General features: G+C 63.4%; 26 protein-coding genes and 1 pseudogene. 11 read left to right on the top strand and 16 right to left on the bottom strand.

The features are described 5' to 3' along the window. The first annotated feature begins 4 nt into the window (after positions 1–4). Genes nirJ through PverR02_RS18775 form a run of 3 tightly spaced genes read left to right on the top strand, consistent with a single transcriptional unit; the run spans position 5 to position 3,506 of the window. On the top strand, positions 5–1,186 hold the full coding sequence (gene nirJ / locus PverR02_RS18765; protein WP_017849358.1) for a heme d1 biosynthesis radical SAM protein NirJ: 1,182 nt from the start codon (positions 5–7) through the stop codon (positions 1,184–1,186). 44 nt (positions 1,187–1,230) lie between these two features. Next, positions 1,231–2,055 carry a uroporphyrinogen-III C-methyltransferase gene (cobA, locus tag PverR02_RS18770; RefSeq protein WP_017849359.1) on the top strand — a complete coding sequence of 275 codons (825 nt, stop codon included), beginning with the start codon at positions 1,231–1,233 and terminating at the stop codon, positions 2,053–2,055. Next, complete coding sequence (locus PverR02_RS18775) at positions 2,052–3,506, top strand: cytochrome D1 domain-containing protein (protein ID WP_079444127.1); 1,455 nt, start codon at positions 2,052–2,054, stop codon at positions 3,504–3,506. Before cobA ends, PverR02_RS18775 begins: the two co-directional genes overlap by 4 nt. 1,098 nt (positions 3,507–4,604) lie before the next feature. Here the strand turns inward: PverR02_RS18775 and PverR02_RS18780 are convergent. Continuing rightward, positions 4,605–5,378 carry an L-iditol 2-dehydrogenase gene (locus PverR02_RS18780; RefSeq protein WP_017849171.1) on the bottom strand — a complete coding sequence of 258 codons (774 nt, stop codon included), beginning with the start codon at positions 5,376–5,378 and terminating at the stop codon, positions 4,605–4,607. A gap of 268 nt (positions 5,379–5,646) precedes the next feature. Between PverR02_RS18780 and PverR02_RS18785 the strand changes: the two genes are divergently transcribed. From PverR02_RS18785 to PverR02_RS18795, 3 genes are all read left to right on the top strand, one after another. Continuing rightward, entirely contained in the window at positions 5,647–6,585 is a 939-nt protein-coding gene (locus tag PverR02_RS18785; protein WP_079444128.1) for an AraC family transcriptional regulator, read from the top strand. 155 nt (positions 6,586–6,740) lie between these two features. Next, positions 6,741–7,688 carry a nucleoside-specific channel-forming protein Tsx gene (locus tag PverR02_RS18790; protein WP_079444129.1) on the top strand — a complete coding sequence of 316 codons (948 nt, stop codon included), beginning with the start codon at positions 6,741–6,743 and terminating at the stop codon, positions 7,686–7,688. A 14-nt stretch (positions 7,689–7,702) separates the two neighbouring features. Next, entirely contained in the window at positions 7,703–8,731 is a 1,029-nt protein-coding gene (locus tag PverR02_RS18795) for a purine-nucleoside phosphorylase (RefSeq protein WP_079444130.1), read from the top strand. A 48-nt stretch (positions 8,732–8,779) separates the two neighbouring features. Here PverR02_RS18795 and PverR02_RS18800 read toward each other — a convergent pair whose 3' ends face one another. The 5 genes and pseudogenes from PverR02_RS18800 to PverR02_RS18820 form a co-directional block, all read right to left on the bottom strand. Beyond that, positions 8,780–9,739, bottom strand: a complete 960-nt coding sequence (locus tag PverR02_RS18800; RefSeq protein WP_079444131.1) for a quinone oxidoreductase family protein — start codon at positions 9,737–9,739, stop codon at positions 8,780–8,782. 30 nt (positions 9,740–9,769) lie between these two features. Then, positions 9,770–9,943 carry a DUF1427 family protein gene (locus tag PverR02_RS18805; protein WP_017849167.1) on the bottom strand — a complete coding sequence of 58 codons (174 nt, stop codon included), beginning with the start codon at positions 9,941–9,943 and terminating at the stop codon, positions 9,770–9,772. A 90-nt stretch (positions 9,944–10,033) separates the two neighbouring features. Continuing rightward, positions 10,034–10,798 (bottom strand): AraC family transcriptional regulator, encoded by a 765-nt coding sequence (locus PverR02_RS18810; protein WP_079444132.1) that lies wholly within the window; start codon positions 10,796–10,798, stop codon positions 10,034–10,036. Between the two features lie 76 nt (positions 10,799–10,874). Then, on the bottom strand, positions 10,875–11,045 hold the full coding sequence (locus PverR02_RS18815; protein ID WP_079444133.1) for a metallothionein: 171 nt from the start codon (positions 11,043–11,045) through the stop codon (positions 10,875–10,877). A gap of 93 nt (positions 11,046–11,138) precedes the next feature. Further along, positions 11,139–11,273 (bottom strand): annotated as a pseudogene (locus tag PverR02_RS18820) (DMT family transporter); the annotation flags it as partial. A gap of 111 nt (positions 11,274–11,384) precedes the next feature. Here PverR02_RS18820 and PverR02_RS18825 point away from each other — a divergent pair. Together PverR02_RS18825 and PverR02_RS18830 are read left to right on the top strand one after the other, a co-directional pair. Continuing rightward, positions 11,385–11,744, top strand: coding sequence for a type II toxin-antitoxin system Phd/YefM family antitoxin (locus PverR02_RS18825; protein ID WP_227778671.1), 360 nt, complete (start codon positions 11,385–11,387; stop codon positions 11,742–11,744). Then, the gene (locus PverR02_RS18830) at positions 11,741–12,118 is read left to right on the top strand and encodes a type II toxin-antitoxin system VapC family toxin (protein WP_046489214.1); all 378 of its coding nucleotides are present in this window, start codon (positions 11,741–11,743) and stop codon (positions 12,116–12,118) included. Before PverR02_RS18825 ends, PverR02_RS18830 begins: the two co-directional genes overlap by 4 nt. 26 nt (positions 12,119–12,144) lie before the next feature. On the opposite strand, the gene PverR02_RS18835 is transcribed toward PverR02_RS18830, so the two are convergent. The 3 genes from PverR02_RS18835 to PverR02_RS18845 all read right to left on the bottom strand — a co-directional run bounded on the left by PverR02_RS18835 (position 12,145) and on the right by PverR02_RS18845 (position 15,936). Next, entirely contained in the window at positions 12,145–13,464 is a 1,320-nt protein-coding gene (locus PverR02_RS18835) for an Nramp family divalent metal transporter (RefSeq protein WP_046383062.1), read from the bottom strand. A gap of 41 nt (positions 13,465–13,505) precedes the next feature. Continuing rightward, positions 13,506–15,059 carry a DUF726 domain-containing protein gene (locus PverR02_RS18840; RefSeq protein WP_017849161.1) on the bottom strand — a complete coding sequence of 518 codons (1,554 nt, stop codon included), beginning with the start codon at positions 15,057–15,059 and terminating at the stop codon, positions 13,506–13,508. Between the two features lie 94 nt (positions 15,060–15,153). Beyond that, positions 15,154–15,936, bottom strand: coding sequence for an AraC family transcriptional regulator (locus tag PverR02_RS18845; protein WP_079444134.1), 783 nt, complete (start codon positions 15,934–15,936; stop codon positions 15,154–15,156). A gap of 103 nt (positions 15,937–16,039) precedes the next feature. Here PverR02_RS18845 and PverR02_RS18850 point away from each other — a divergent pair, with 103 nt between their 5' ends. From PverR02_RS18850 to PverR02_RS18860, 3 genes are all read left to right on the top strand, one after another. Continuing rightward, positions 16,040–16,924 (top strand): EamA family transporter, encoded by an 885-nt coding sequence (locus PverR02_RS18850; protein WP_079444135.1) that lies wholly within the window; start codon positions 16,040–16,042, stop codon positions 16,922–16,924. A 143-nt stretch (positions 16,925–17,067) separates the two neighbouring features. After that, positions 17,068–18,876, top strand: a complete 1,809-nt coding sequence (locus PverR02_RS18855; protein ID WP_046383058.1) for a monovalent cation:proton antiporter-2 (CPA2) family protein — start codon at positions 17,068–17,070, stop codon at positions 18,874–18,876. 76 nt (positions 18,877–18,952) lie between these two features. After that, positions 18,953–19,507 carry a DcrB/PsbP domain-containing protein gene (locus PverR02_RS18860; protein WP_017849157.1) on the top strand — a complete coding sequence of 185 codons (555 nt, stop codon included), beginning with the start codon at positions 18,953–18,955 and terminating at the stop codon, positions 19,505–19,507. A gap of 131 nt (positions 19,508–19,638) precedes the next feature. On the opposite strand, the gene PverR02_RS18865 is transcribed toward PverR02_RS18860, so the two are convergent. From PverR02_RS18865 to PverR02_RS18895, 7 genes are all read right to left on the bottom strand, one after another. After that, a complete protein-coding gene (locus PverR02_RS18865) occupies positions 19,639–20,358 on the bottom strand; it encodes an alpha/beta hydrolase (RefSeq protein WP_057004365.1) in 720 nt (239 codons plus the stop codon). Positions 20,359–20,369: 11 nt separating this feature from the next. Beyond that, entirely contained in the window at positions 20,370–21,125 is a 756-nt protein-coding gene (gene cobF, locus PverR02_RS18870; RefSeq protein ID WP_079444136.1) for a precorrin-6A synthase (deacetylating), read from the bottom strand. A 45-nt stretch (positions 21,126–21,170) separates the two neighbouring features. Beyond that, the gene (locus PverR02_RS18875; protein ID WP_079444137.1) at positions 21,171–21,725 is read right to left on the bottom strand and encodes a histidine phosphatase family protein; all 555 of its coding nucleotides are present in this window, start codon (positions 21,723–21,725) and stop codon (positions 21,171–21,173) included. Positions 21,726–21,810: 85 nt separating this feature from the next. Beyond that, complete coding sequence (locus PverR02_RS18880) at positions 21,811–22,788, bottom strand: LysR family transcriptional regulator (RefSeq protein WP_046383054.1); 978 nt, start codon at positions 22,786–22,788, stop codon at positions 21,811–21,813. Between the two features lie 51 nt (positions 22,789–22,839). Next, positions 22,840–23,790 carry a peptidylprolyl isomerase gene (locus PverR02_RS18885; RefSeq protein WP_079444138.1) on the bottom strand — a complete coding sequence of 317 codons (951 nt, stop codon included), beginning with the start codon at positions 23,788–23,790 and terminating at the stop codon, positions 22,840–22,842. Beyond that, complete coding sequence (locus PverR02_RS18890; RefSeq protein WP_079444139.1) at positions 23,787–24,260, bottom strand: YbjN domain-containing protein; 474 nt, start codon at positions 24,258–24,260, stop codon at positions 23,787–23,789. The genes PverR02_RS18885 and PverR02_RS18890 overlap by 4 nt, the downstream gene beginning before the upstream one ends. A gap of 20 nt (positions 24,261–24,280) precedes the next feature. After that, the gene (locus PverR02_RS18895; protein ID WP_017849150.1) at positions 24,281–24,907 is read right to left on the bottom strand and encodes a hypothetical protein; all 627 of its coding nucleotides are present in this window, start codon (positions 24,905–24,907) and stop codon (positions 24,281–24,283) included. Between the last annotated feature and the right edge of the window lie 10 nt (positions 24,908–24,917).

The following is a 24,917-nucleotide window of genomic DNA, read 5'->3' on the forward strand; positions in this document are numbered from 1 at the left end:
TCCTATGCTACGGATCAGTCAGTACCTGCGTACCCTGGCCGGAAAATGCCCGCCGCCCCGCACCTCGCCGCCCGGCAAGGAGCGGCCGCCGGTGGTGATCTGGAACCTGCTGCGGCGTTGCAACCTCACCTGCAAACACTGTTACGCCACCAGCGCCGACAGCGTGTTCCGCGATGAACTGGACACCCCGGCGGCGCTCCAGGTGATCGACGATTTGCACGCGGCCGGGGTGCGTGTGCTGATTCTGTCGGGCGGCGAACCGCTGCTGCGCGCAGACCTGTTCCAGCTCAGCGCGTATGCCCGGGACAAAGGTTTTTTCGTCGCGCTGTCGAGCAACGGCACGCTGATCGACGAACACAATATCCAGCAGATCACCGACGCGCGCTTCGACTATGTGGGCATCAGCATCGACGGCCTGCAGGCGACCCACGATGCGTTTCGCCAGTTGCAGGGCAGCTTCCAGCGCTCGATGCACGCCATCCGCCTGTGCCGCGAGGCCGGCATTCGCGTGGGCCTGCGCACCACCCTGACCCAGGAAAACCATGGGCAGTTGCCGCAACTGCTGGCGCTGATGCGTGACTACGATGTGCAGAAGTTCTACCTGTCGCACCTCAACTACAGCGGGCGCGGCAAACGCAGCCGCCAGCTGGACGCGCACCGGCAGATGAGCCGCGATGCGATGACGCTGATTTTCCAGCAGGCCTGGCACGACATCGAGAACGGCGTCGACAGTGACTTCGTCAGCGGCAACAACGACGCCGACGCCGTGCTGTTGCTGCAGTGGGTCCACCAGCATCTGCCCGAGCATTATCCGCAGCTGGAACACCTGCTGCACGGCTGGGGCGGCAATGCGTCGGGCAGCGGCATCGCCAATATCGACAACACCGGCGAGGTACACCCCGACACGTACTGGTGGCAGCACTCGGTGGGCAATGTGCGCAACACCACGTTCCGCCAGCTCTGGCTGGACCGGCCCGACCCGTTGCTGCTGCGCCTGCGCGAACACCCGCGGACCATCGGCGGGCGGTGTGCCGAGTGTCGCTGGCTGCCGATCTGCAACGGCAACACACGCACCCGCGCCTGGGCCAACGGCGACCTTTGGGGCCCCGATCCGGGTTGCCACCTCAGCGACGCCGAGATCGCCCTGCAGCCTCGCAACCTGATCCCTTGCTCGACCACCCGGTGACACAACCGGGGGCAGCCTACCTGATGATGTATCAAGGACGTCTCATGCACACTCCGACCACCTTACCTGCCAGTTTGCACAGCCCCTTCCACCCCGGCGAAGTCGCCTTGGTGGGCGCCGGCCCCGGCGACCCGCGCCTGCTGACCCTGCGGGCCTGGAGCCTGCTGATGCAGGCCGATGCGGTGGTCTTCGACCGGTTGATCAGCGCCGAGATGTTGGCGCTGATCCCGCTGACCTGCGCGCGCCATTACGTGGGCAAGGCCAGCGGCTGTCACAGCCTGCCCCAGGATCAACTCAACGAACTGCTGGCCGAACTGGCCGACCAGGGGCAACGGGTGGTGCGCCTCAAGGGCGGCGACCCGTTTATCTTCGGCCGTGGCGCCGAAGAGCTGGAATACCTGCTGGCCCGAGGCGTGCCCTGCCAGGTGGTGCCGGGCATCACCGCCGCGTCCGGGTGCAGCGCCTATGCCGGCATCCCCCTGACCCACCGCGATCTGGTCAACTCCTGCCGCTTCGTCACCGGGCACCTGCAACGCGACGGCGCGTTGAAGCTGCCTTGGGCCAGCCTTGCCGAGCCGAGCCAGACGCTGGTGTTCTACATGGGCCTGTCGAACCTCGCGCTGATCGCCGAACACCTGGTGGCGGCGGGCCTGCCGGCGGACACCCCAGCGGCGCTGATCAGCAACGGCGCGCGAGCCGACCAGCAGGTGGCCCGTGGCACCCTGCGCCAGTTGCCGACGATGGCCGCCGACTGCGAACCCGGTGTGCCGACCCTGACGGTGATCGGCCATGTGGTCAACCTGTTCGCCGGAGCCGCCCTGCACTTCCCCGCCAGCCTGTCGCCGGCCCGCGAAGCGGTGGCGGTATGAAACGCCTGCTACTGCTACCCTTGCTCTGGGCCGCCGCCGCCCACGGCACGCCGGCCGAGGACTACCAGCGTCACTGCGCGAGCTGCCATGGCGTCAACCGCATCGGTGCCAGCGGCCCGGCGTTGCTGCCGGAAAGCCTGGGACGGATCAAGCCGGAGGAAGTGCGCAAGGTCATCGAGCAAGGGCGCCCGGCCAGTCAGATGGCGGCGTTTGCGCCACAGTTGAGTGCTGCGCAGATCGACGGCCTGGCGAATTTCCTGCAGCAACCGCCCGCCACACCGGCGACCTGGAACGAGCAGGACATCCATAACAGCCACACCCTGCTGGCAGACCTGAGCCGCTTGCCGACTACGCCTCAGCATCATGCCGACCCGCTCAACCTGTTTGTGGTAGTGGAGTCCGGCGACCATCACATCGACATTCTCGACGGTGATACCTTTGCCGTGCTGGACCGCTTCCCGACCCATTTCGCGGTCCACGGCGGGCCGAAATTTTCCCCCGATGGGCGCTTTGTGTACTTCGCCTCGCGCGACGGCTGGATCAGCCTGTACGACCTGCACAACCTCAAGCTGATCGCCGAAACCCGCGTGGCGCTCAACACCCGTAACCTCGCGGTGAGCAAGGACGGACGCTGGGTGCTGGTGGGCAATTACCTGCCGGGCAATCTGGTGGTGCTGGATGCCCGGGACCTGTCGCTGGTCAAGACCCTCGACACCGCGTCGCGGGTCAGCGCGGTGTACACCGCTCCTCCGCGCAACAGCTTTATCGTGGCACTCAAGGACGTGAATGAAGTATGGGAACTGTCCTATGCCGCCGCCCGGCCCAGCTTCGAACCCCGGCGCATCCAGGCCCAGGACGTGCTCGATGACTTTTCGTTTTCCCCGGATTATCGCCAACTGGTCGCCACCTCACGCAAGGCCGGCGGCGGCCAGGTAATCGATCTGGACACCGGCCACGTGGTCACCGACATCCCCCTGTCCGGCATGCCGCACCTGGGCTCGGGGACGTATTGGCAGCGCAATGGTGAGTGGGTGTTTGCCACGCCCAATATCAGCAAGGGGCAAATCTCGGTGATCGACCTCAAGACCTGGACGCTGATCAAGCAGATCCCCACCCTCGGCCCGGGCTTTTTCATGCGCAGCCATGCCAATTCGCGTTATGTGTGGAGCGATGTGTTTTTCGGGCCGGACAACGATGCGATTCACCTGATCGACAAACAGACCCTGGAAATCGCCCACACCCTACGCCCAATGCCGGGCAAGACCGCCGCCCACGTGGAATTCACCCGCGACGGCCGCTACCTGTTGCTGAGCATCTGGGCCAACGATGGGGCGTTGATCGTCTATGACAGCCAGACACTCAAGGAGATCAAGCGCATCCCGATGAACAAACCGTCGGGCAAGTACAACGTGGGCAACAAAGTCGAATTTGCCGAAGGCACATCACACTGAACCTCGCGCCGGGCACCTGCTCGCCAGCGAGGAAACCCCGGCATGGGTTGAAATGGAAATCGACAACTCCCACAAAGAGACCGCGCGGCGGGCGGACATGGCGATCTACTGTGGGAGGTGTCGAGCCCCGGCGAGGCTGCGACGGGGCCGGTACTGCTGACAGTTTTGCTGCCTGACCGTCCGCTATCGCAGCCTCGCTGAAGCTCGACAGCTCCCACAAGGAGACCGCGCTGCGGCCGGACATGGCGATCTACTGTGGGAGGTGTCGAGCCCCGGCGAGGCTGCGACGGGGCCGGTACTGCTGACTTTTTTGCTGCCTGACAGCCCGCTATCGCAGCCTCGCTGAAGCTCGACAGCTCCCACAAGGAGACCGCGCTGCGGGCGGACATGGTGATCTACTGTGGGAGGTGTCGAGCCCCGGCGAGGCTGCGACGGGGCCGGTACTGCTGACTTTTTTGCTGCCTGACCGTCCGCTATCGCAGCCTCGCTGAAGCTCGACAGCTCCCACAAGGAGACCGCGCTGCGGGCGGACATGGCGATCTAGTGTGGGAGGTGTCGAGCCCCGGCGAGGCTGCGACGGGGCCGGTACTGCTGACTTTTTTGCTGCCTGACCGTCCGCTATCGCAGCCTCGCTGAAGCTCGACAGCTCCTACAAGGGGACCGCGCTGCGGGCGGACATGGCGATCTAGTGTGGGAGGTGTCGAGCCCCGGCGAGGCTGCGACGGGGCCGGTACTGCTGACTTTTTGCTGCCTGACAGTCCGCTATCGCAGCCTCGCTGAAGCTCGACAGCTCCTACAAAGGGACCGCGCTGCGGGCGGACATGGCGATCTAGTGTGGGAGGTGTCGAGCCCCGGCGAGGCTGCGACGGGGCCGGTACTGCTGACATTTTTGGCGCCTGACCGTCCGCTATCGCAGCCTCGCTGAAGCTCGACAGCTCCCACAAGGAGACCGCGCTGCGGGCGGACATGGCGATCTAGTGTGGGAGGTGTCGAGCCCCGGCGAGGCTGCGACGGGGCCGGTACTGCTGACTTTTTTGCTGCCTGACCGTCCGCTATCGCAGCCTCATGCTCGTTCCCACATGTTGATCGGTGTATGGCCTAACTCATCCAGTTCCCGCCATCGACGTTGTAGGTCTGGGCGACGACATAGTCGGCGTCCTTCGACGCGAGGAAGATCGCCATACCGGTGAGGTCTTCAGCGGTGCCCATGCGTCCGAACGGCACCTCGTCGCCTACTCGCTGCTTCTTCTCGCCCGGCGCCAGGCCTTCGTGCTTGGCGAACAGTGCGTCCACCCCGTCCCAATGCTCGCCGTCGACCACGCCCGGGGCGATGGCGTTGACGTTGATGCCCTGCTTGATCAGGTTCAGCCCCGCCGATTGGGTGAGGCTGATCACCGCCGCCTTGCTCGCGCAGTACACCGCGACCAGCGGCTCGCCACGCCGCCCCGCCTGGCTGGCCATGTTGATGATCTTGCCGCCGTGGCCCTGGCGGATCATCTGCCGAGCCGCGGCCTGCAGGGTGAACAGGGTGCCGGCGACGTTGATCGAGAACAGCCGCTCGACACTCTCGCGGGTGATGTCGACAATCGGCGCCAGATCGAACAGCGCCGCGTTGTTGATCAGAATATCCAACTGGCCGGCATGGGCCACCACGGCGGCAATCGCGGCGTCGATCGACGCCTGGTCGGTGACGTCCATTGCCACCGCGTAAGCCTGCGGGCCCAGTTCGGCTGCTGTGGCCTGGGCCCGCTGCAGGTCGATATCGGCGATGGCAACCGTGGCGCCTTCATGGATATAGGCCTGGGCAAAGGCGCGACCGATGCCTCGCGCCGATCCGGTGATCAGCGCGCTCTTACCTTCCAGTCGTTTCATGGGGTGCGTGTCCCTCGGGCATTGATGGGGGATAACCGGCGCGGTTGATCTCGTGCTCGGCGGTGTCCACCGCTTGTTTTTATGGTCGAGGGCCGATTACAGCAGCTTGGCCGGGCCCTCACAAACCCGTGGCGAATGCCCGACCGATACTTTTTTAACCGCAGGCCCGGGATCAAAAAAGTATCAGTACCGGGCGAAAGCTTCGGTAGCGCGGCTGTCGCCAACACGCGTATTTTGGCGCAATTCCCCAAGTACAAGAGGCATCACCATGCCCATCAGCCGCGCCGAGTTGTTCGAACACCGCCCCGCGGAACTCGAAGTGATCCTGCCCGAGCCGGAACACTGTTTTCGCTGGTTCGAACATGACTACCCCTACGAACTGGCGCGCTGGAATCACCACCCGGAATTCGAGATCCACCTGATCCGCCAAGGCAGCGGCAAGTTGGTGGCGGGCGATTACATCGGCGCATTCGGTGCCGGGCATGTTGCGCTGATCGGCCCGGACCTGCCCCACGACTGGATCGGCGACCTGGCCCCCGGCGAACACCTGAACGGCCGCGATGTGGTGCTGCAATTCGACGGCAGCGCCCTCCTCGCCCTGCGCAAGACCCTGCCGGAACTCGGCGACGTGCAGCCGTTGTTCGAACAGGCCCGGCGCGGCCTGGCATTCAGCGGCGAAACCGCTGCGCAAGCGGCCCGCCTGCTGGAAGACATCGGCAACGCCCACGGCCTGCAACGCCTGATCCTGTTCCTGCAACTGCTCGACACCCTCAAGAACGCCCCGCCGCCGCAGGTGCAGGCCCTGGCCAGCCCGTGCTATGCGCCGACCCTGGACGCGCGCAGCGCCGAACGCATCAACAAGGCGTTCGACTACCTGATGCGCGAATTGACCGGCGATGTGCGCCTGTCGGTAATCGCCCGGCAACTGGAGATGAGCGAAGCGGGCTTCTCACGCTTCTTCAAGCGCAACACCGGCCACGGCTTTATCGACCTGATGCGCAAGTTCCGCATACAGCGGGCGTGCCGGCTGTTGCTGCAAAGCGAGCTGTCCGTGGCGGCGATCTGCTTTGAAGTGGGCTACGCCAACCTGTCCAATTTCAACCGGCACTTTCGCATCGAGATGCACCAGACGCCCAGTGAATATCGGCGCGAAACGGCCATGCACCTGTTCCAGCGCAGCGAAAAAATGACACTGCGTCAATACTGACCAAATGGTCGATTAATTAGGATTTTTCCCAAGCTATTCAGCCCATTGAGTAAAGTTGGTACAGCTTGTGCAAACGTTTGCGGAACGAACTTGGCCGCCAAGTTCACCTCAACCCGAAGAATCGGGTCTAAACCGCAACTGAATAGGGATTTTCAATGCACTCCACCTCAAGGCATTCCGCTTCCTTTGGTGTTTCCCTGCTATTGAGCGCCGTTACGGGAGTACTCAGCCCGCCCATTCTGGCGCAGGAACAACCCGTCGATGACTCAGCACAGGGCGAAACCCTGAGCCCTGAAGCCAGCCCGGCGAAAAAAGGCGTGTACCTGTCGGACTGGTTCAACCAGGACCTGACATTGATCGGCAGCAAAGACATCAGCTTCGGCCCCAAGCCGGCCGATGACGTCTACCTGGAATACGAGTACTTCGGCCGCAAGGGCCCCTTCGAGCTGTACGGTTATATCGACGTGCCGAAGATTCTCGGCATCGGTAACAGTAATGACAAAGGCGCATGGGATCATGGCTCGCCGCTGTTCATGGAGCACGAGCCACGGATCTCCATCGACTACCTGGCGGGGCGCAGCCTGGCCATCGGCCCGTTCAAGGAATGGTACGTGGCCTTTGACTGGATCTACGACCACGGCAGTAACACCGCCAACCGTGCCAACACGCTATACAGCGGCCTCGGCACCGACATCGACACCCACTCGCGGGTCAACCTGTCGGCGAACTTTTATGGGCGTTACCAATGGGAAAACTATGGCGCCAGCAATGAATACGCATGGGACGGCTACCGCGCGCAGATGAAGTACATTGTGCCCATCGACACGTTCGACAATGGCGCCTCGCTGACCTATATCGGCTTCACCAACTACGATTTCGGCTCGGACCTGCACAAAGACAACCCGGCGCGCACCGCCAACGCGCTGGTGGCGACCAACGTGCTGCTGTACTCGTTCACCCACCTGCGCCTCACTCTGGTCGGTCGTTACTTTCACAACGGCGGTAACTGGGAGGATGGCAGCGAGCTGAATTTCGGCGACGGTAACTTCCGCGCCCGCTCCAACGGCTGGGGATACTACGCCGGCGTAGGCTACCAATTCTGATCAAGGAGTTTTAGATGAGTCTGTTTACCCGTGTCTCGCTGGCCGTCGGCCTGGCGCTGCTGCCCCACCTGGTACTGGCGCAGGCGCCTGCGCCGATCAAGCCCAAGGTGATGCTGATCACCATGTTCGCCCCCGAGGCGCAAACCTGGATCGATCGCCTGGCGCTCAAGCAGGAAGTCCGCGTGCCGGGCTTGTCCGCCGAATACCCGGTGATTCGTTGCAATACCGAAGACGTCTGCCTGCTGGTGACCGGCATGGGCCAGACCAACGCCGCCGCCTCCACCCTGGCGTTGGCGCTGTCACCCAAGTTCGACCTGCGCCAGAGCTACTTTCTGATCGCCGGGATTGCCGGCATCAGCCCCAAGCACGGCACCCTCGGCACCACCGCCTGGGCGCATTACCTGGTGGAGTTCGGCACCCAGTGGGAAATCGATTCGCGGGACGCGCCCAAAGACTGGCCGACCGGCTACATCGGTATCAACACCAAGGGTCCGAACGAAAAACCGCCGCTGGACTACAAGACCGAAGTGTTCGAGCTGAACCCGAAACTGCAGGCCAAGGCGTTTGCCCTGTCGCAGAAGGTTGAGCTGACGGAAAGCCCGGAATCCAGCGCCTGGCGCAAACACTACCCTGCGGCACCGGCCAACCAACCGCCGCAAGTCACCCGCTGCGACACGCTGGCGGGCAACACCTGGTTCTCCGGCACGCGCCTGAGCGAGCGCGCCGAAGTCTGGACGCGGTTGCTCACCGACAACCAAGGCGAATACTGCACCACCCAGCAGGAAGACAACTCCACCTATGAAGCCCTGCTGCGCGCCAGTCGCGAAGGGCTGGTGGATATCCAGCGCCTGGCGGTGGTGCGCGCCGGGTCGGATTTCGACCGACCTTATCCGGGCTACAGCGAGGTGGATAACCTGCTCAAATATGCGGACCAGGGCGGCTTCGTGCCGGCGCTGGAGAACCTGTACCGCACGGGCAACCCGTTGGTCCAGGCGATCCTGAAGCACTGGTCGACGTGGGAAAAAGGCGTGCCCGACGCCTAGTCAAAAACCACCGGTGGGAGCGGGTTTGCTCCCACCTGTTCAAGCGCGTCAGGGCAGCAAGACGATCTTATCGGCGCTGCCCACATTCACCTCCTCGAAGCATTTCACACCCTCGGCCAACGCCACTTCGCGCAGGCCGCTCGGCAGCGGCAGCAACCCTTCGTCAAAGAAGTGCCCAAACTGCTCCAGCATCACCGCACATTGTTCGCAGTTGTAGAGCAACGAATTGATCCCCACCACCGAACCGCCCTTGCGATACAGGGCCAGGGCCGGCAGTTGCACCTGACCGTCGACCGGCGCAGCGATGATCGCGATGCGCCCGAACGGCGCCAGCCCCGCCACGGCGGCGGGCAACCAGAACCCCGTGGTGTCGAAGATCACATCGGCGCCGCCCTTGAACACGACATTGACCTGCGCGCCCAAATCCTCCGGCTGGCCCAGGGTAATCGCGGCGATACCTTGCGCCTGCAACACTTCGGCCTGCTCAGGGCGTCGCACCGCCGCCAGTACCTGCGCCCCAAGGATTTTCGCCAAGGCCAACGCCGCACTGCCGACGGCCCCGTTCGCACCGATGACCAGCACCCGCGTGCCCTCGCCGACCGCGCTGCGCTGCAGGGCGTCCCACGCGGTGGTGTACGGCACACCGAGGCTGGCGGCCTGGACAAAACTCAGGTGGCTGGGTTTGTGCGCCAGGCCCTTGGCCGACACAGTGAGGTACTGGGCGTGGGAACCGTCGGCGAAGAAACCGAGGTCACGCCCGGTGCCCCAGACCGCCTGCCCGACCCATTCCTGCGGGCCTTCGACCACCACGCCGGCGAAGTCGCGACCGGGAATGCGCGGCAGCGTGGTGTAGGGAAAGCGACCGAGCACATTCTTCACGTCGCTGGGGTTGAGACCGGCGGCCTTGATCTGTACCAGCACGTCCCCGGCGGCGGGCACCGGGGTGGCGACGTCGACGAAACGCAGGGTGGAGAGGTCGCCGGTGGCGGAAAATTGCAGCGCTTTCATGAGCGGCATCCATCAAAGGGGAAAGGACATTCAGGACAACCAACCACTGACCAACTGACGCCCCATCGGCCACAGTTTTTCGCCGAGCAACATGCCCATCAGGCCGACCAGCGCGATGGCCGGCGGCGCGGGCGAGCGGAAATCCAGCGCACCGTAGATCACGCCGACGAAGAGGCCAATGGCAAGGGAGATCAAGTAACTCATGGGGGCGGCGCCTGGTGGTTGGATGGCGCTTAGTGTAGGAAGCCGCCGCCCACCTCATCGGCCAAGTGCTTCAGGATTTCGGCCAAACCTTCAACCGCGATACTGCGACGGTGCCACGCCGAGTTCACGACGGAACATGTCGCTGAAACTGCTGGGTGAGTAACCCAGGGACCGTGCGATCGCGCTGACTGACTGGCCTTGGATCAACTCGGCCACCGCCGTGGCCAGTTGCACCTGGCGGCGCCATTCGGCGAAGCCCATGCCAAGGTGGTTCTGGAACAGCCGCGCCAAGGTCCGCACACTGGCACCGGCGGCCTCCGCGTGATGCTCGAAGGGAATCGCCAGGGATGGCGCCGCCATCACCGCCTGGCAGGCATTGACCAGGCGGCGGTCGGCCTCCGGCGGCATGGCGATGCGGATTGACGCGCGGCGTGCGCGCTGCAGCTCCAGCAGGGCCAGGCCGACCACCGCGTCGTAATAGCCGGCATCGCCACTGTCGCCCTGCTCCACCAGGGTGACGATCAACTCGCGCAGCAGCCCGCCGACGTCAATCACCTGCACCTGGCTGTCCAGCGTCGCGGCCAGCGCCGGGCGCAGGTAGATATTGCGCATCTGCAAATCCGAGACCACGCGTATCCCATGTTCCACGCCCGGCGGCAGCCAGACGGCGCGTTGGGGCGGCACCACCAGCGCTTCGCGTGGCGTCTCGACCCACATCACCCCGCTCATGGCATAGAGCAACTGGCCCCAGTCATGCCGATGGGGCTCTACGTACCAACCACGTGGGTAGGTCCGCGCCAGCGGCTGCACGGGCACGGCGTGATCACTGAGGTCGGGGGGCGTGGCCAGGGCCATGGGGAACACATCCGGCAAGGGTGAGCGGCCATGGTAATGACCAGCGCCCGACAAGCCGAGCGAATTTTTACTGCGCTCAGCCTTTAGCCGACTTGGCGCATTCGCAGCCCGTCGGCGCCACACACGGCTCACCATGGGCATGGTGTTCGGCACAGCCCTGGCAGCAATAGCCCTTACCGTCTTTCATCACCGCCTCCACTCCCAGCACACATTTGCAGTGTGGGCAGGCACAGGTTGTATCTGGCATGGTCAGACTCCTTCGTCATGGTCGTCCCGGTGCGGCGGGCGCCGACACCTTTAGCAGTGACTGCGGGCCGGCGCGGATGGTTCCTACCATCAGTCAGTCGGTGCGGGTGTTGCTGCGGTACCTGAACACCAGCGCTAGCGCCAGGCAGGCCATTGCCACGATCCGGCTGCCCGACAGTTCGATGGCCGGGTGGCCCAGCCAGCCGAAATGGTCGATCAGCACGCTCATGGGGAAAACGCCTCGCGGTAAAAGTAGGTCCATTCCGATTTTTCGGGCCACTATTCCTAAGCCCGGCACGCTGCGACAGACTTCGGTGAAACCCTTGTTTGGAGCAATGCCATGGATGTCATATACCGCAACCCGTCGCGCTCAAAACGGTTGGCGTCAACCAGCGGTCAGGCTGTCTTTGATAGCGCCAGCAGTTCTGGCTATATTTGGCCAAAATATGCGGAGAGCCCCATGATTACAGTGCCGTTGGGCGAAGCCAAAAACACGCTGTCAAAACTGGTTGATGAGGCAGCTGCCGGCAAAATCATCACCATCGCCAAGCATGGGCGAGCGATGGCGCAGCTTGTCCCTGTTGGAAAATCCAAAGGTCGCCGAATTGGCGCCATGCAAGGCAAGCTGGTGATTCCGGATGACTTCGACGCGCCTTTGTCCGACGACCTCATCGCGGCGTTCCAGGGCACTCATTCATGAGAGTGCTGCTGGATACCCACATCCTATTGTGGACGTTGAACGATGACCCCAAGCTCTCCAGCAAAGCCCGAAAGCTGATTGAACATGCCGCAGAGATCTATGTCAGTGCCGCCACATTCTGGGAACTGGCGATCAAGGTCGGCCTGGGGAAACTCACTGTCGATCTGGATGAAATCCGTGAGTGCTGCCTGCAAAGCGGTTTCGTCGAACTCCCCATCACGTCAGAACACGCCATTGCGGTCAAGGATCTCAAGCCTCATCACAAAGACCCTTTCGATCGGCTCATCGCTGCAACCGCCCTGAGCGAACCGATGAAGCTATTGACGGCCGATCCGCAGGTTGCCCAATACACATCGCTGGCGGTCCTGGTGTAGAGCGCCCCAGCACCGCGGGCCTTGGATCAAAACAACCACTGCCCGATCAACCACGCATTCGCGCCACTGATCAGCGCAAACAGAAACCACGCGAGCAAGCGCGTCGGCAGGCGATTGACGAACGGGCCCATCAGTCGCGCGTCGCCGGTCATGCGGATCAGCGGATACAACGCAAACGGCAACTGCAAGCTGAGCACCACCTGGCTGAGAATCAGCAACTTGCCAATGGCCGCGTCGCCCATCAGCCACACGCCCACGAACGCCGGGATCAGCGCCAGCCCACGGGTGATCAGGCGTCGCTGCCAGCAAGGAATGCGCAGGTCGAGGTAGCCCTCCATGATCACTTGCCCGGCGATGGTGCCGGTGAACGTGGAACTCTGCCCGGAAGCCAGCAAGGCGATGCCGAACAGGATGCTGGCGAAGGCGCCGCCGACCAGAGGATCGAGCAAATGGTAGGCGTCCTGGATCTCGACCACATCGGTATGCCCGGTTTTATGGAACGCAGCGGCGGCAAGCACCAGGATCGCGGCGTTGACCAGCAAGGCCAGGGCCAGGGAGCCAATGGTGTCGATACGCGCCAGCTTGACCGCGTCCTGCTTGCTGGCGAGGTCTTTGCCGATCAGCCGGGTTTGCACGATCGAGCTGTGCAGATAGAGGTTATGCGGCATCACGGTGGCACCGAGGATACCAATCGCCAGGTACAACGGCGCGGCATCGCTGATGGCCGACAACGACGGCGCAAAGCCGCTGAACACGTCCGGCCAATAGGGCTTGATCAGCACCAGTTCGATGAAGAAACACACGCCAATGGTGGCGACCAGCGCCAGCATGATTGCTTCCAGGCGACGGAAACCACGATTTTGCAGGGCCAGCACCAAGAGCGTGTCAAACGCGGTGATGACAATGCCGGTGGTCAACGAAACACCGAGTAGCAGGTGAAACGCCAGGGCGCAGCCGAGCACTTCGGCGAGGTCGGTGGCGATGATGGAAATTTCCGCCAGCACCCACTGGGTGCGGGCCGAGCGTTGGCTGTAGCGTTCGCGGCACAGTTGCGCCAGGTCCTTGCCGGTGGCGATGCCCAGGCGCGAGCACAGGCACTGCACCACCATGCCCGCCAGGCTGGCCAGCAGCACCACAAACAGCAGGTTGTAGCCGTAGCGCGAGCCGGCCTCGATCGCCGTGGCCCAGTTGCCCGGGTCCATGTAGCCGATGGAAATCAGCAAGCCGGGGCCGGCAAACATCAGCATTCGTTTGAAAAACGACGCCTTGGGGTCGACGATGACAGAGCCAGCCACTTCCGGCGGGCAAAACGGAGCGGTAGCGATTTTCGGCAGGCTGAATTTCACGCAGTATCCCAGGCAAACACTCTAGACAAGCCCGTAGCTTATCAGTCGGATGCAACCGTTCGCATCACCGTGTCCCGCGGCAGGTCAAACGCTTCGACCACTTGCACCACCAGGTCCATTTCCTGGTTCAACGCTTCGCGCTCCATGCGCTGGCGGATCACCCCGATCACCAGTACCGCCAAGGTCGTGATCGAATAAGCCGGGCCGGAAAACGCACGCACCCCGCTCACCAGCAACATCGCCGCCGCCAGCGCCTGGCCCACCAGCGGAATCGCCGTGGCCGCGCCGCGCCGCAGGATGAACCCAGTCAGCCCCGCCAACGCCGTACCGCTCAACGCCGTGGCGGCCGAACGGCCGACATCGATGCGATGGAACAGGCCCTGCTCCTTTTGCGCCGCCGCCTGAAGCTCGGCGTCGAACGCCTGGCGGTCGGCGTGGCTGAGTTTGTCCTTGTATTGTTCGATGAGTTTTTCCGCGACCTGCGCTTCGATGTCCGCCAGCACGACGGTCTCCATCGGCTCATCGAACTTGATCCCCAGCCGCTGCGCCACATCCTCGGCGATCTGGCGATACCCCACGCCGTGCCCCCGGGCGAGGTTCATGAAGCTGTCGCCGCCCATGCGCTGCAACTCGATGGCCAACTTCAGCGGCTCGCGCACCGTGGCATCAATCGAGGCACTGCGCTTTTGCGCGATCAATTCGGCGAGGAATTTCAGCTCGTCCGGGCGCGCCCGCACCAGCACCGGGAACAGTTCGTCATCTTCTTCGGCAAAGCGCACCTCGCTACTGCGCTGGTCGGCGCGGATCATGCCGCGTCGCTCCTGCAGCAGGTCGGTGTACTGCACCACCGTCTGCAACTGCGGCCAATAGGCCGCGTGATCGAAGCTGGCCAGGTGAACGTTGGTCACCTTGGCCTTGAGCGCGGGTGTGATCGGGATGGCGTAGCGACCGATGCAACGCTCGGTATCCGGTTTCATCGCCAGGGCCCAATCCTTACTGGAGTGACAGTTGATCACCCGCCCCGAAAGCGCTGCGCACACTTCATCCCAAGGGCTCGACGTACAGATCGCCCCGCCCATCAACAGCAAATGGTTCAACGGCAGTTCGCGCGCAGTGTCGGGGTTGGCCAACACGCTCTTGACCAGGATGCGCGCGCCGAGGGAATGCCCGATCAGGTTGATGCGCCGCACCTGCAGCGACTCGCCGTGGAGGAATTCGGCCAATTCCGGCAACAGGCTGCGGGCCACTTCATCCACCCGCGCCTCGACACTTTTGTAATGGTCGAGAAAATACCCGATCGCCTTGCCCACCCCTACCGTCGCCGCTCCCAGGCCGCCGCCGCCGAGCATCGCGGTGATCACGTCCTTGAACGGTGCGAACAGGTTTTCCAGAAAATGCCCGGCCGGCCAAAACAGCATCAGGTTGGTCGAACCTTCGATACTTGCCAGTTGCGCCGTGAAGTTGCCCAGTTGCTGCCGGTTGAAGAACGCCGAGTAACCGTGAACATAGAGATTGAGCACGTCCCCCTGAGGCTCGCCGCACAGTACGAACGTAGGCTTGCGGGTACGGTGCATTTCATCCCACTGGTGCTGCATGGGCCGGTGACTCCTGGTGACGAAGGACGCCGATAGTAACAAAGGGCGAGCCGCAGGAAGGTGAATCCTGACGGGCGCGGACGCCACAACCCCCTCAGAACAACGACGCGGCCTTTGATTTAGTCAGATAACGCGCCGGGGTATCGCCCAGGTTGCGCCGGAACAGCGCGGTGAAGGCGCTGGCACTGCTGAAGCCCAACTCAAACGCCACCTCGGTGACGGACACGCCGTGGCTGAGCCGGGCAGTGGCTTCCAGCAGGCAGACTTGCTGGCGCCAGGCGACGAACGTCATGCCCGTGCTCTCAAGGAAATGGCGGGTAAAGGTGCGCCGGCTCATGCTCGACCACGCGGCCATTTCGTCAATCGAAGTGTGTTGCGTAGGGGCCTCCAGAAAACGCTGGCAGGCGCTCGCCAGCCGTGGCTCGCGGGGCAACGGCGCGCTGAGGGGCAACTCGGGCATCGCTCCGATCTCATCGATCAGCAGCGTCAGCACGCAGGCCTGCCTGGCATTGGGTAAGGTCGAAGGCTCGATGGCCAGCGCCGCCTGCAACAGATGCCTGAGCAGGGGCGACACTTCAAACACCTGGCAGCGTGCCTGCAACCCCGCCCGTGCGGCGGCGCCGGCGTCCAGGTAGGTATTGAGCATCACCACATCGCCGCGCATCTGCATTTCATGGGGCACGCCGCCGGGCACCCAGATCGCCCGCTGCGGCGGCACCACCCAGTTGCCCAGGTCGGTAAACATTTTCAGCGCGCCGGTGGAAGCGTAGGCGAACTGACCTCGCGGGTGCGTGTGCCGCGCAAACACGGTGCCAGAGGGGTATTCGCGCAGCGTCACCAGCGCGTCGGGGCTGTCGGCATCAAAAGTCGGCATCATGGCCCGATTCTGTCAAAAGTTGACCTGACATAGCAAGCGGGCCATTGCCCTGCCGCCTAACATCGACGCCTTTGAAGCTGCACTCTGCCTAAAAGGAAACCCCATGCAGAAAAAACACCTGGTGCTTGCTGTGCTGGTTACGTTGGTCTGGGGGGTGAACTTCCCCCTGACAAAATTGGGCCTGCGTGCAATCGACCCCTTTGTCCTTACCGGCATACGCTTTGCCCTCGCCGCCCTGCCGCTGGTGTTTTTCATCAAGCGCCCCGCCGTGGGCTTCCACTATGTAGCGGCTTATGGGCTTATCTTCGGGCTGGGGATGTGGGGCGTGATCAACTATGGCATTCAGGTCGGTGTCAGCCCGGGAATCGCCTCGCTGATCATCCAACTCAGCGTGTTTTTCAGCATGGGTTGGGGCTATGTGCTGTTCCAGGAAAAAATCCGCAGGGCCCAAGTGCTCGGCGCCGTGCTCGCGGTGACCGGCTTGGCGGGGATTATCGCGACGCAACACGGCGACCACGCGCTGCTGGGTATTCTGTTGATCGTCTTCAGCGCGCTGGCCTGGAGTGTCGGCAACGTGATCATCAAGCAATCGGGCGTGAAAGAGATCTTCTCGTTCATGGTGTGGGCCAGTCTGTTCCCACCAATTCCGCTGTGGCTCATGGCCTGGTGGCTGCACGGCAGCGCAGCGTTCGCCAACGTGGGCGCCAACCTCGACCTGACGGCGGCGGGTTCCATCCTGTTCCAGGTCTACCTGGCCACGCACTTTGCCTACTGGGGCTGGAACTCACTGCTCAAGGCATACCCGGTATCCACCGTAGCGCCGCTGTCCCTGCTGATTCCGGTGTTCGGCATGACCAGTTCGATGCTGATCATCGGCGAGCGCATATCCACGCCCAACCTGCTCTCGATCGCACTCATCATCACCGGGCTGGCCGTGGGGTTGTACCGCGCGCCCGCCAGTGCGCCTGGAAAAACACTCAGCCAGTGAAAGACACGCCCGCGAGAACGCAGTCGCCCAGCAAAAAAAACCGCGCCCAGCACGATCCCACACTGCAAAAACACAATTATCGACATGTAAAAAGCGCTCTAATAGCCGCCTGTTGATTGGCTTTAAAGATTTTGGAGTTCGCAATGCCCCATGAAGGCAACCTGTTACAAGCAGCCGTGGTGTTCCTGCTCGCCGCCGTGCTGACCGTGCCCCTGGCCAAGCGCCTGCAGTTGGGCGCGGTGCTGGGCTATCTGTTCGCCGGTGTGATCATCGGCCCGTCGGTACTGGGCCTGATCGGCAACCCGCAAAGCGTCGCGCAGTTCTCGGAGTTGGGCGTGGTGCTGCTGCTGTTCATCATCGGCCTGGAGCTGTCGCCGAAACGTTTATGGGTGATGCGCAAGGCGGTATTCGGTGTCGGCCTGGCCCAGGTGCTGCTCACCGGCCTGGTGATGGGCGGGGTCGCGCTGTGGCTGTTTGGCCAGTCGTGGAACAGCGCAATCGTGCTGGGCCTGGGCCTGGCGCTGTCGTCCACCGCCTTTGGCCTGCAAAGCCTCGCCGAGCGCAAGGAGCTGAACCAGCCCCACGGGCGCCTGGCTTTTGCGATTCTGCTGTTCCAGGACATTGCGGCGATCCCGCTGATTGCCATGGTGCCGTTGCTGGCCGGGGGCGATCACCCAAGCACCCAGGCCCAGGGCGTGCAGCACGTGTTGCAGATCCTCGGCAGCATCGCCGTGGTGATCATCGGCGGGCGCTATCTGTTGCGCCCGGTGTTTCGCGTCGTCGCCAAGACCGGCCTGCGCGAAGTGTCCACGGCCACCGCGTTGCTGGTAGTGATCGGCACCGCCTGGCTGATGGAGTTGGTCGGCGTGTCCATGGCCCTGGGCGCGTTCCTGGCCGGCCTGCTGCTGGCGGACTCGGAATACCGCCACGAACTGGAATCCCAGATCGAACCGTTCAAGGGCCTGCTGCTCGGCCTGTTTTTCATCAGCGTGGGCATGGGCGCCAACCTCAGCCTGCTGCTCAGCTCGCCGCTGGTGGTGATCGGCCTGACCCTGCTGTTGATCGGTTTGAAACTGCCGCTGCTGTATGCCGTCGGCCGGCTGGTGGGCGATCTCAACCGCGAGAGCGCCTTGCGCCTGGGCGTGGTGCTGGCGGCAGGCGGTGAATTCGCCTTCGTGGTGTTCAAGATCGGCCGCGACCAGGGCCTGTTCGAACCGCACCTGTACGACATCCTGGTGCTGACCATCACCCTGTCGATGGCCGTGACGCCGCTGCTGTTGCTGGTCTGCCCGAAGCTGTTCAAGCCCAAGGTCAAACCCGTGGAAGTCCCCGAGGAATACCGCACCATCGAAAGCGATGCGCCGCGCGTGGTCATCGCCGGCATGGGCCGCATGGGGCAGATCGTCGCGCGAATCCTGCGCGCGCAGAACATTTCGTTTATCGCCCTGGACACCTCGGTCGAAACCATCGAGCTGACCCGCAGTTTCGGCGGCATGCCGGTGTTCTACGGCGACCCGCAACGTCCGGAGATCCTGCACGCGGCCAAGGTCGACCGGGCGGAGTTCTTCGTCATCGCGATGGATGACCCGGAGATCAACATCAAAACCGCCGAACTGGTGCGCAGCCTCTATCCGCACATGAAGATCATCGCCCGCGCCCGTAACCGCCAGCACGTCCACCGTTTGGTGGACCTCGACGCGTCACCGGTGCGCGAAACCTTCTATTCCAGCCTGGAAATGAGCCGCCGCACCCTGGTGGGTCTCGGCCTGAGCCAAGCCCAGGCCGACGCGCGCATCACCCGGTTCAAGAACCACGACCTGCAGGTCCTCGCCGCCCAGCACGCGGTGTACGACGACGCGGCCAAGGTCATGCAGACCGCCCAGGAAGCCCGTGCGGAACTGGCGCGGTTGTTTGAAATGGACCGTCTTGAGGAAGAGTCCGACAAGGTGTGATGGTGCGGATGAACGATCTTGCGAATTTTCTGACAGAATACGGCGCAATTTCGTTCATCTACCGGAGCGCTTCTTCATGGCCACTTTCACCAAGACCGCCGTCCTGCTGGCCCTGGCGCTTAGCGCCGGCAGCGTATTCGCCGCGGCCAAGCCGGCGGATCAGACCATCTCCACCTTGGGCGGCAAGTTCAGCTTCGACCTGCCCAAGGCCTATGTCGCCGACACCCTGCCAGCCGGCAAGGCAGCAGACGGCACCGGGGATACCCAAGGTACGATGTACGCGAACCAAACCACGAAAAGTGTGGTCATCGTCGCCGAAACCGTGCGCAACGACGGGGTGACCATTAAAGATAATGACCCGCAGTTTCTCGACGGCGCAGTCGCCGGCTTCGTCAAGGACCAGAGCGCCGCCCTGCCCGACTTCAAGAAACAGAACGAAAAGAAACTGACCTTCAAGGGCCTCGGCCTGCGCCAGGTGGACAGCACGGCCACCCAAGGCGGCGGCAAAACCTTGAACTCCACCTTCCTCGGCGGTTCCGGCAATCACTTACTGGTGATCCAGGCGATTTCGCGGGCGGATGATGTGAAGGGGCATGCACAGTTGGTGAAACTGATTACCGGCGGCAAGTAAACCGACCGTTAAAACCACACCGATCAACTGTGGGAGGGGGCTTGCATCCCGATGGCGGTGCATCAGTCATGCATGTGTTGGCTGACACACTGCTATCGGGAGCAAGCTCCCTCCCACATTTTTAGCGGTGTTCACTTCACATTGGTTTCCAGCCAGGCCTTCAAGTCCTGCACTTCCGCTGCGCTGATGGTGTGGTTCATGCCCGGATAAGTATGAAACTGCGGCTTGAGCCCCAACCCCGACAACACCTCGTTCGCCCGCGTCGCCGAGGCATACGGCAGCGCTTGGTCCAACGTGCCGTGGCCGATGAAAATCGCCAGCTGGCCCAATCGCTCATCCGGCTTGAGCTGCGCCTTGAGCACCGGCAACACGCTGCCACTGAGCGCCGCAATCCCGCGCACCAACTCAGGGTCACGTAACGCCACCTCGTAAGACATGATCGCGCCCTGGCTGAACCCCACCAGGAACACCCGGTCAGGCTGGGTGTGGTATTTGACGGTAGCCTTGGCGACAAACGCCTTGATCAGCGTGGCGCTGCTCTGCAGGTCGTCGGTCATCCCATCGTAATCGCCGTCACCCGGCGTCTTGGTGAACCAGCGGAACCCTTGGGCGTCCACCGGCATCGGCGCGCGCGCCGACAGGTAGGTCCAGGTGGACGGCAGCGCATCCTTGATGCCGAACAGGTCTTCCTCGTTGCTGCCAAAACCGTGCAGGAAAATCACCAGCGGCTGGTTGCGCGCATCGCCCTGGGTCTGTTCCAGGTACAACAACGGCAAGTCGGTGTGCAGGTCGGAATCGGCGTGGGCGGCACCGGCCACCAGGGTCAGCACCAGCGCGAACAGTTTGAACATGGAGATCGACCTCAGGGTTTGCGCAGCAAATAAGTGTCCATGATCCAGCCGTTGGCCAGACGCGCAGCCTTGCGCACCCGTTGGATGTCTTCAGCGACTTCACTCACCTTGCCGCTGATGAGGATTTCATCCGGCGTGCCGAGGTAGGCCCCCCAATAAATGTCCAGATCCTGATCGACCACGGTGCGGTAGGAATCTTCGGCGTCGAGCATCACCACCAGGGTGTCGGCATCGCTCGCCTGCCCCGCCGCCAAGCGGCGCCCGGTGGTGATCTCGATGGAGCGGCCGATGCGGTTCAGCGGCACTTTGTGCTGGGCCGCCAGGGCCTGCACGCTGGTGATGCCGGGGATCACTTCGAATTCAAAGACGCAGCGGCCACTGGCCAGGATCGCCTGCAGAATGCGGATGGTGCTGTCGTACAACGCCGGATCGCCCCAAGCCAGAAAAGCCCCCACTTCGCCGTCGGCCATTTCTTCATTGATCATGCGCTCGAAGGTCTGCTGCTTATCGCGGTTGAGGTCCTGCACGGCGCGGGTGTAGTCGATGTCCCCGCGCACCCGCTCGGGGCAATCGGCCTCGACGAAGCGGTAGCCGGGCTCGGTGATGTAGGTCGCGCAGATCTCACGGCGCAGGTCGATCAGCTTGTCTTTGCTCTGGCCCTTGTCCATCAGGAAAAACACGTCGGTGCGGTTCAGCGCCTTCACGGCCTGCATCGTGATGTAGTCAGGGTTGCCGGCGCCAATGCCGATGATCAGGATGCGTTTCATGGGTTGCTCTCATTGCGGGGCGTGGATTTTGCCATGTTCACGTACTCAGGCGTGAGTTTCCAGGCGCAGGCGCCAGACGCCGTTGAAACGCAGCTCCGTGCAAGACAGCGGCTCCACATCGATGCGATAGAACATCGCGACGGGAAACTGCATGACGTAGAGCAACGCGGCGCGGATGACAAACGGGTGGGTGATGGCCACGACATGGCCGGATTCGGTCTGCAGCGACTGCATCCACTGCGCGACGCGCGCGCAGAGCCGATCCACCGACTCGCCACCGTGGGGTGCGCTCGCGCTGTCGGTGAGCCAGGTCGTCAGTTCGGCGCTGTCGAGCGCGGCGATGTCCTGGCCTTTCCAGTGCCCGACATCGCCATCGCGCAAGGCCTCTTCGATCTGCGCCTGATCGCCGAACAAGCTCGCCGTCTGACGGGTTCGCGCCTCGGGCCCACAGCGCAGCCGCACGTTTTTCTTGAAGCGACCGGCCAGGGATAACGCCGCGTTTTGCCAATCCATCACCAACGATTCGTCATCGGCAAAGCAGCCGCGCTTTTGCAACGGCGTGACGGCATGGCAGATCAGAGTCAAACGGGTGGCTTGCATCGCGGATCGCAGCTACAGGAAGGATGAGGCCGCCAAGACTGGCGCAGTTGGGGCGATCACGCAACGTCCGGGGCCGGATCCTGCACTAATCAAACCACTCCCGCCGCCCCTCGAACGTACTGGTGATCAACTCGACGATCATCTGCACCGCCTCGGCATGCTGCACCTGCGCTTTCACCGCCAGCCACACCTGGCGCTGCATGGGCTCGGCGAGCAATCCCGGCAAGGCCACCAGGCCACGGTCGAAGCTGCCCATGTAGCGCGGCAGCAAACCGATGCAGGCGCCGCAGCGGATCATCTCGAGCATCAACGAATAGGCATGCACCTGCACGACCGCGGCCAGGCGCTGTGCCACCACCGTGTTCCATGGCTGCAAGGCGTTCACCTGCCCATCCGGCTGCCACTGCACCAGCATGTAGTCATCCAGGTCTTCGACACTGTCGGGGCGGGTTGTCAGCCGCGAGTAACGCTTGGCGATGTGCGGCAGGTACTCCAAGCGCGCCAGCACTTGAGGCGGCGCAGTGGGGAAACTCGGGCCGGGCGTGGGGCCATCGGCGTCGGAGAGCCACAGCACCACGTCAACGTCCACCGCTTGCAGGGACAATTGGCTGTCGATGGAGATGATTTCCAGGCGCACGCTGGCGTTGCGGCGCAGCAAGGCGATCAGGTCGCGCCCGAGGATGTCGTGCAGGATCGGCTCGGCCACGGCCAGGCGAATCAGCGGTTGCTCCACCACCGGCAGGCGCCGCGCATGGGCCAGGGCAATCAATTGCGCCTGCAGCAGTTGACCATCGCGGCTGAGTACCAGGCCGTTGCCCTGAAAACTGAACAACACATGGCGCAGCTGTTCCTCCAGTTGCGCCAGGCGTTTGCGCAGCAGCGTCGCCTTGATATTCAGGCTGCGCGCCGCCTGCATGAAACAGCCGCAGCGCGCACTCACCAGAAAGTAGCGCGCGACCTCCGGCTCGATGTCGTTGGCCAGGGCCAACCAGGCGCTACGGGACTGACTCGGCTCGCGATAGGGTGCAGGCCCCTGGGGGCCAGACGGTTCTAGAAATGCCATGGGAGACTCCCTGTCTTGTAGGTCTTGTGCATCCAATGCGGTTGACGCGGGTTACTCCAGCACCTGGTTCAACTGCGCGCCGTCGATGCTCAAGGTCGCGGTATTGAGCATGCCTTCCAGGTACGCCTTGGCGATCTGTTCCTGGCGTTGCGCGCGCAGGGCCTGGGTCAGGCGCTCGCGCAGTTCGTCGAGGGTGGCGGTGCGCGCCGGTTGCTGGGCGGTGAGTTTGAGCACATGGAACCCCGCCGGGCTTTGCACCACCTCCGAGACCGCGCCGACCTTGAGCCGCGACACCGCTTCGCGCACCGCTGGCACCAGTTGCCGCAACGGCTGCAAGCCCGAGTCGCCACCGCGCTGGGCGGTGTCCGGGTCTTGCGAGTATTGCGTGGCCAGGGCGGCAAAATCCCCCGGCGCGGCCTGGGCCTTGCGGCTCAGTTCCTGGGCCTGGCGACGTACCGCGTCGACACTTTGCGGGTCATTCAGCGCCAGGAAGATCTGGCTGACTCGGTACATCGGCGGCGTTATCCATTGTGCTTTGCCAGCGTCGTAGGCCTGCTGCAATTCAGCGGCGCTGGGGTAGTCGGCCGGCACCTGGCTGACCGAGAGCATGTAGTCGCGAAACACGATCTGTTCGGTGGCGGCGCGGGTCTGTTGCTCCACCTCCGGGCGCTGGCGCCAGCCCTGGGCGTCGGCCTGTTCGAGCACGGCCTTTTGCGCCAGGCGCGAACGCAGCCAGCTCTCCAGGGCGCCACGGTTGCCGCGCAGTTGCTCACGGGATTCGGCCGGCAGGCTCGCCAGCACGCTTTTCAGTTCAGGCACGTCGATCTGCTGGTTGCCCAGGCGTGCCACCGCCGGCGCGCCACGCTCGTCGGGCGAGGACGTGACGACAGGCGCCGGTTGCTGAGCGGCGACCGGGTCGCTGCCCGGTCGCAAGCTCAACCCCACCGCCACCACCAGCAACGTCAGCGCCCCCGCGCCGACAACCACGGTTCGCTTCTTCACAGCACCGGTACCTCTTCAGCCACAGGTTCAGCCGCCGCCTGGGCCTGCAACTGCGCGGCGTGCTGGCTGTACTCACGCAGGTAGACGATAAATTCCTGCAGCAGGCGGTCCCACAGTTCCAACTGGCTGCGCAGGTGCGTGGCGCCGACACCGGCCACCACCACGTCCATTTCCATCAGCAGAAATTCACCCTGCACCGACAGCCGCGCAAAACGGCGCGAGGCGTTCCACACCTGGGCCAGGCCTTCGGGCAGGTCGCCCTGCACGCGCAGCGCGCAGCTGTAGGTGAAATCCACGTAGCTGCCCGGCTCCGTCGCCGGGTTGCCGAAGCGCACGGCAAAGCCGATGCCCTGGCTGGCGCTGAGCAGTTGCACGATGCCGTTCTGCTCGCTCTGGTTGACCCGGTAGCCGGCCTCTTGCAGCAACTCGGTGAGGCTCTGGGCGGTGACGCTGATGATCAATTCGTTCATGGTCTGCTCTTCCTTGTGGATCAATGATTGACGCCCGCCTGGGGCGCATCGAAGCGGGTCTTGTACAGATCGTCACCAAAACCCTGGGCCAGTTCCTCGAACTTGACCCGCGCACCGCTGGCGAAGGGTTGGCGAATACTCATCACCTCGGCCACGTCGATTTTTTCGTAGGCCGCAAGCAACTGCTGAGCCACGCCGTACATCTGCTGATTCTTGGCTGAACATTGCTGCACTTGTGTGTCACGTTCGCTCAGTTGCGCCTGCAGGCGTGCGCGCTCGGTTTCTTTGCCCTTGGCCAACACCAGCAGTTCGTCATAAGCCTTCTTGAACTTGCCGATCTGCTCGTTGCTCGCCGCCGCCTGGGCTTGCGCCTGGCTGTGCAGGTTCTGTTGCTGGCCGGCGAGTTGCTCGGCCACGCCACGGGCCTTTTCCAGCTCGGCGGTCAATTGCTTGATTTGCGCCTGGGCCTGCTTGGCCTGGTTTTCCGCCGCCAGGCGCGCGGCACTGGCCTGGGCCTGCTCGCTTTGCAGCGCCTGCAACTGCTGGGTGGTGCTGCGCAGTTGCGTGCGCAGGCGCTCTTCCATGCCTTCGGCCGAAGCACCGGTGGTAACCAGCAGCAACAGCAGCGCGCATATTCGCGTGTTCATGGGGCATCTC

It is taken from the genome of Pseudomonas veronii (assembly GCF_002028325.1).
GTDB lineage: Bacteria > Pseudomonadota > Gammaproteobacteria > Pseudomonadales > Pseudomonadaceae > Aquipseudomonas > Aquipseudomonas veronii.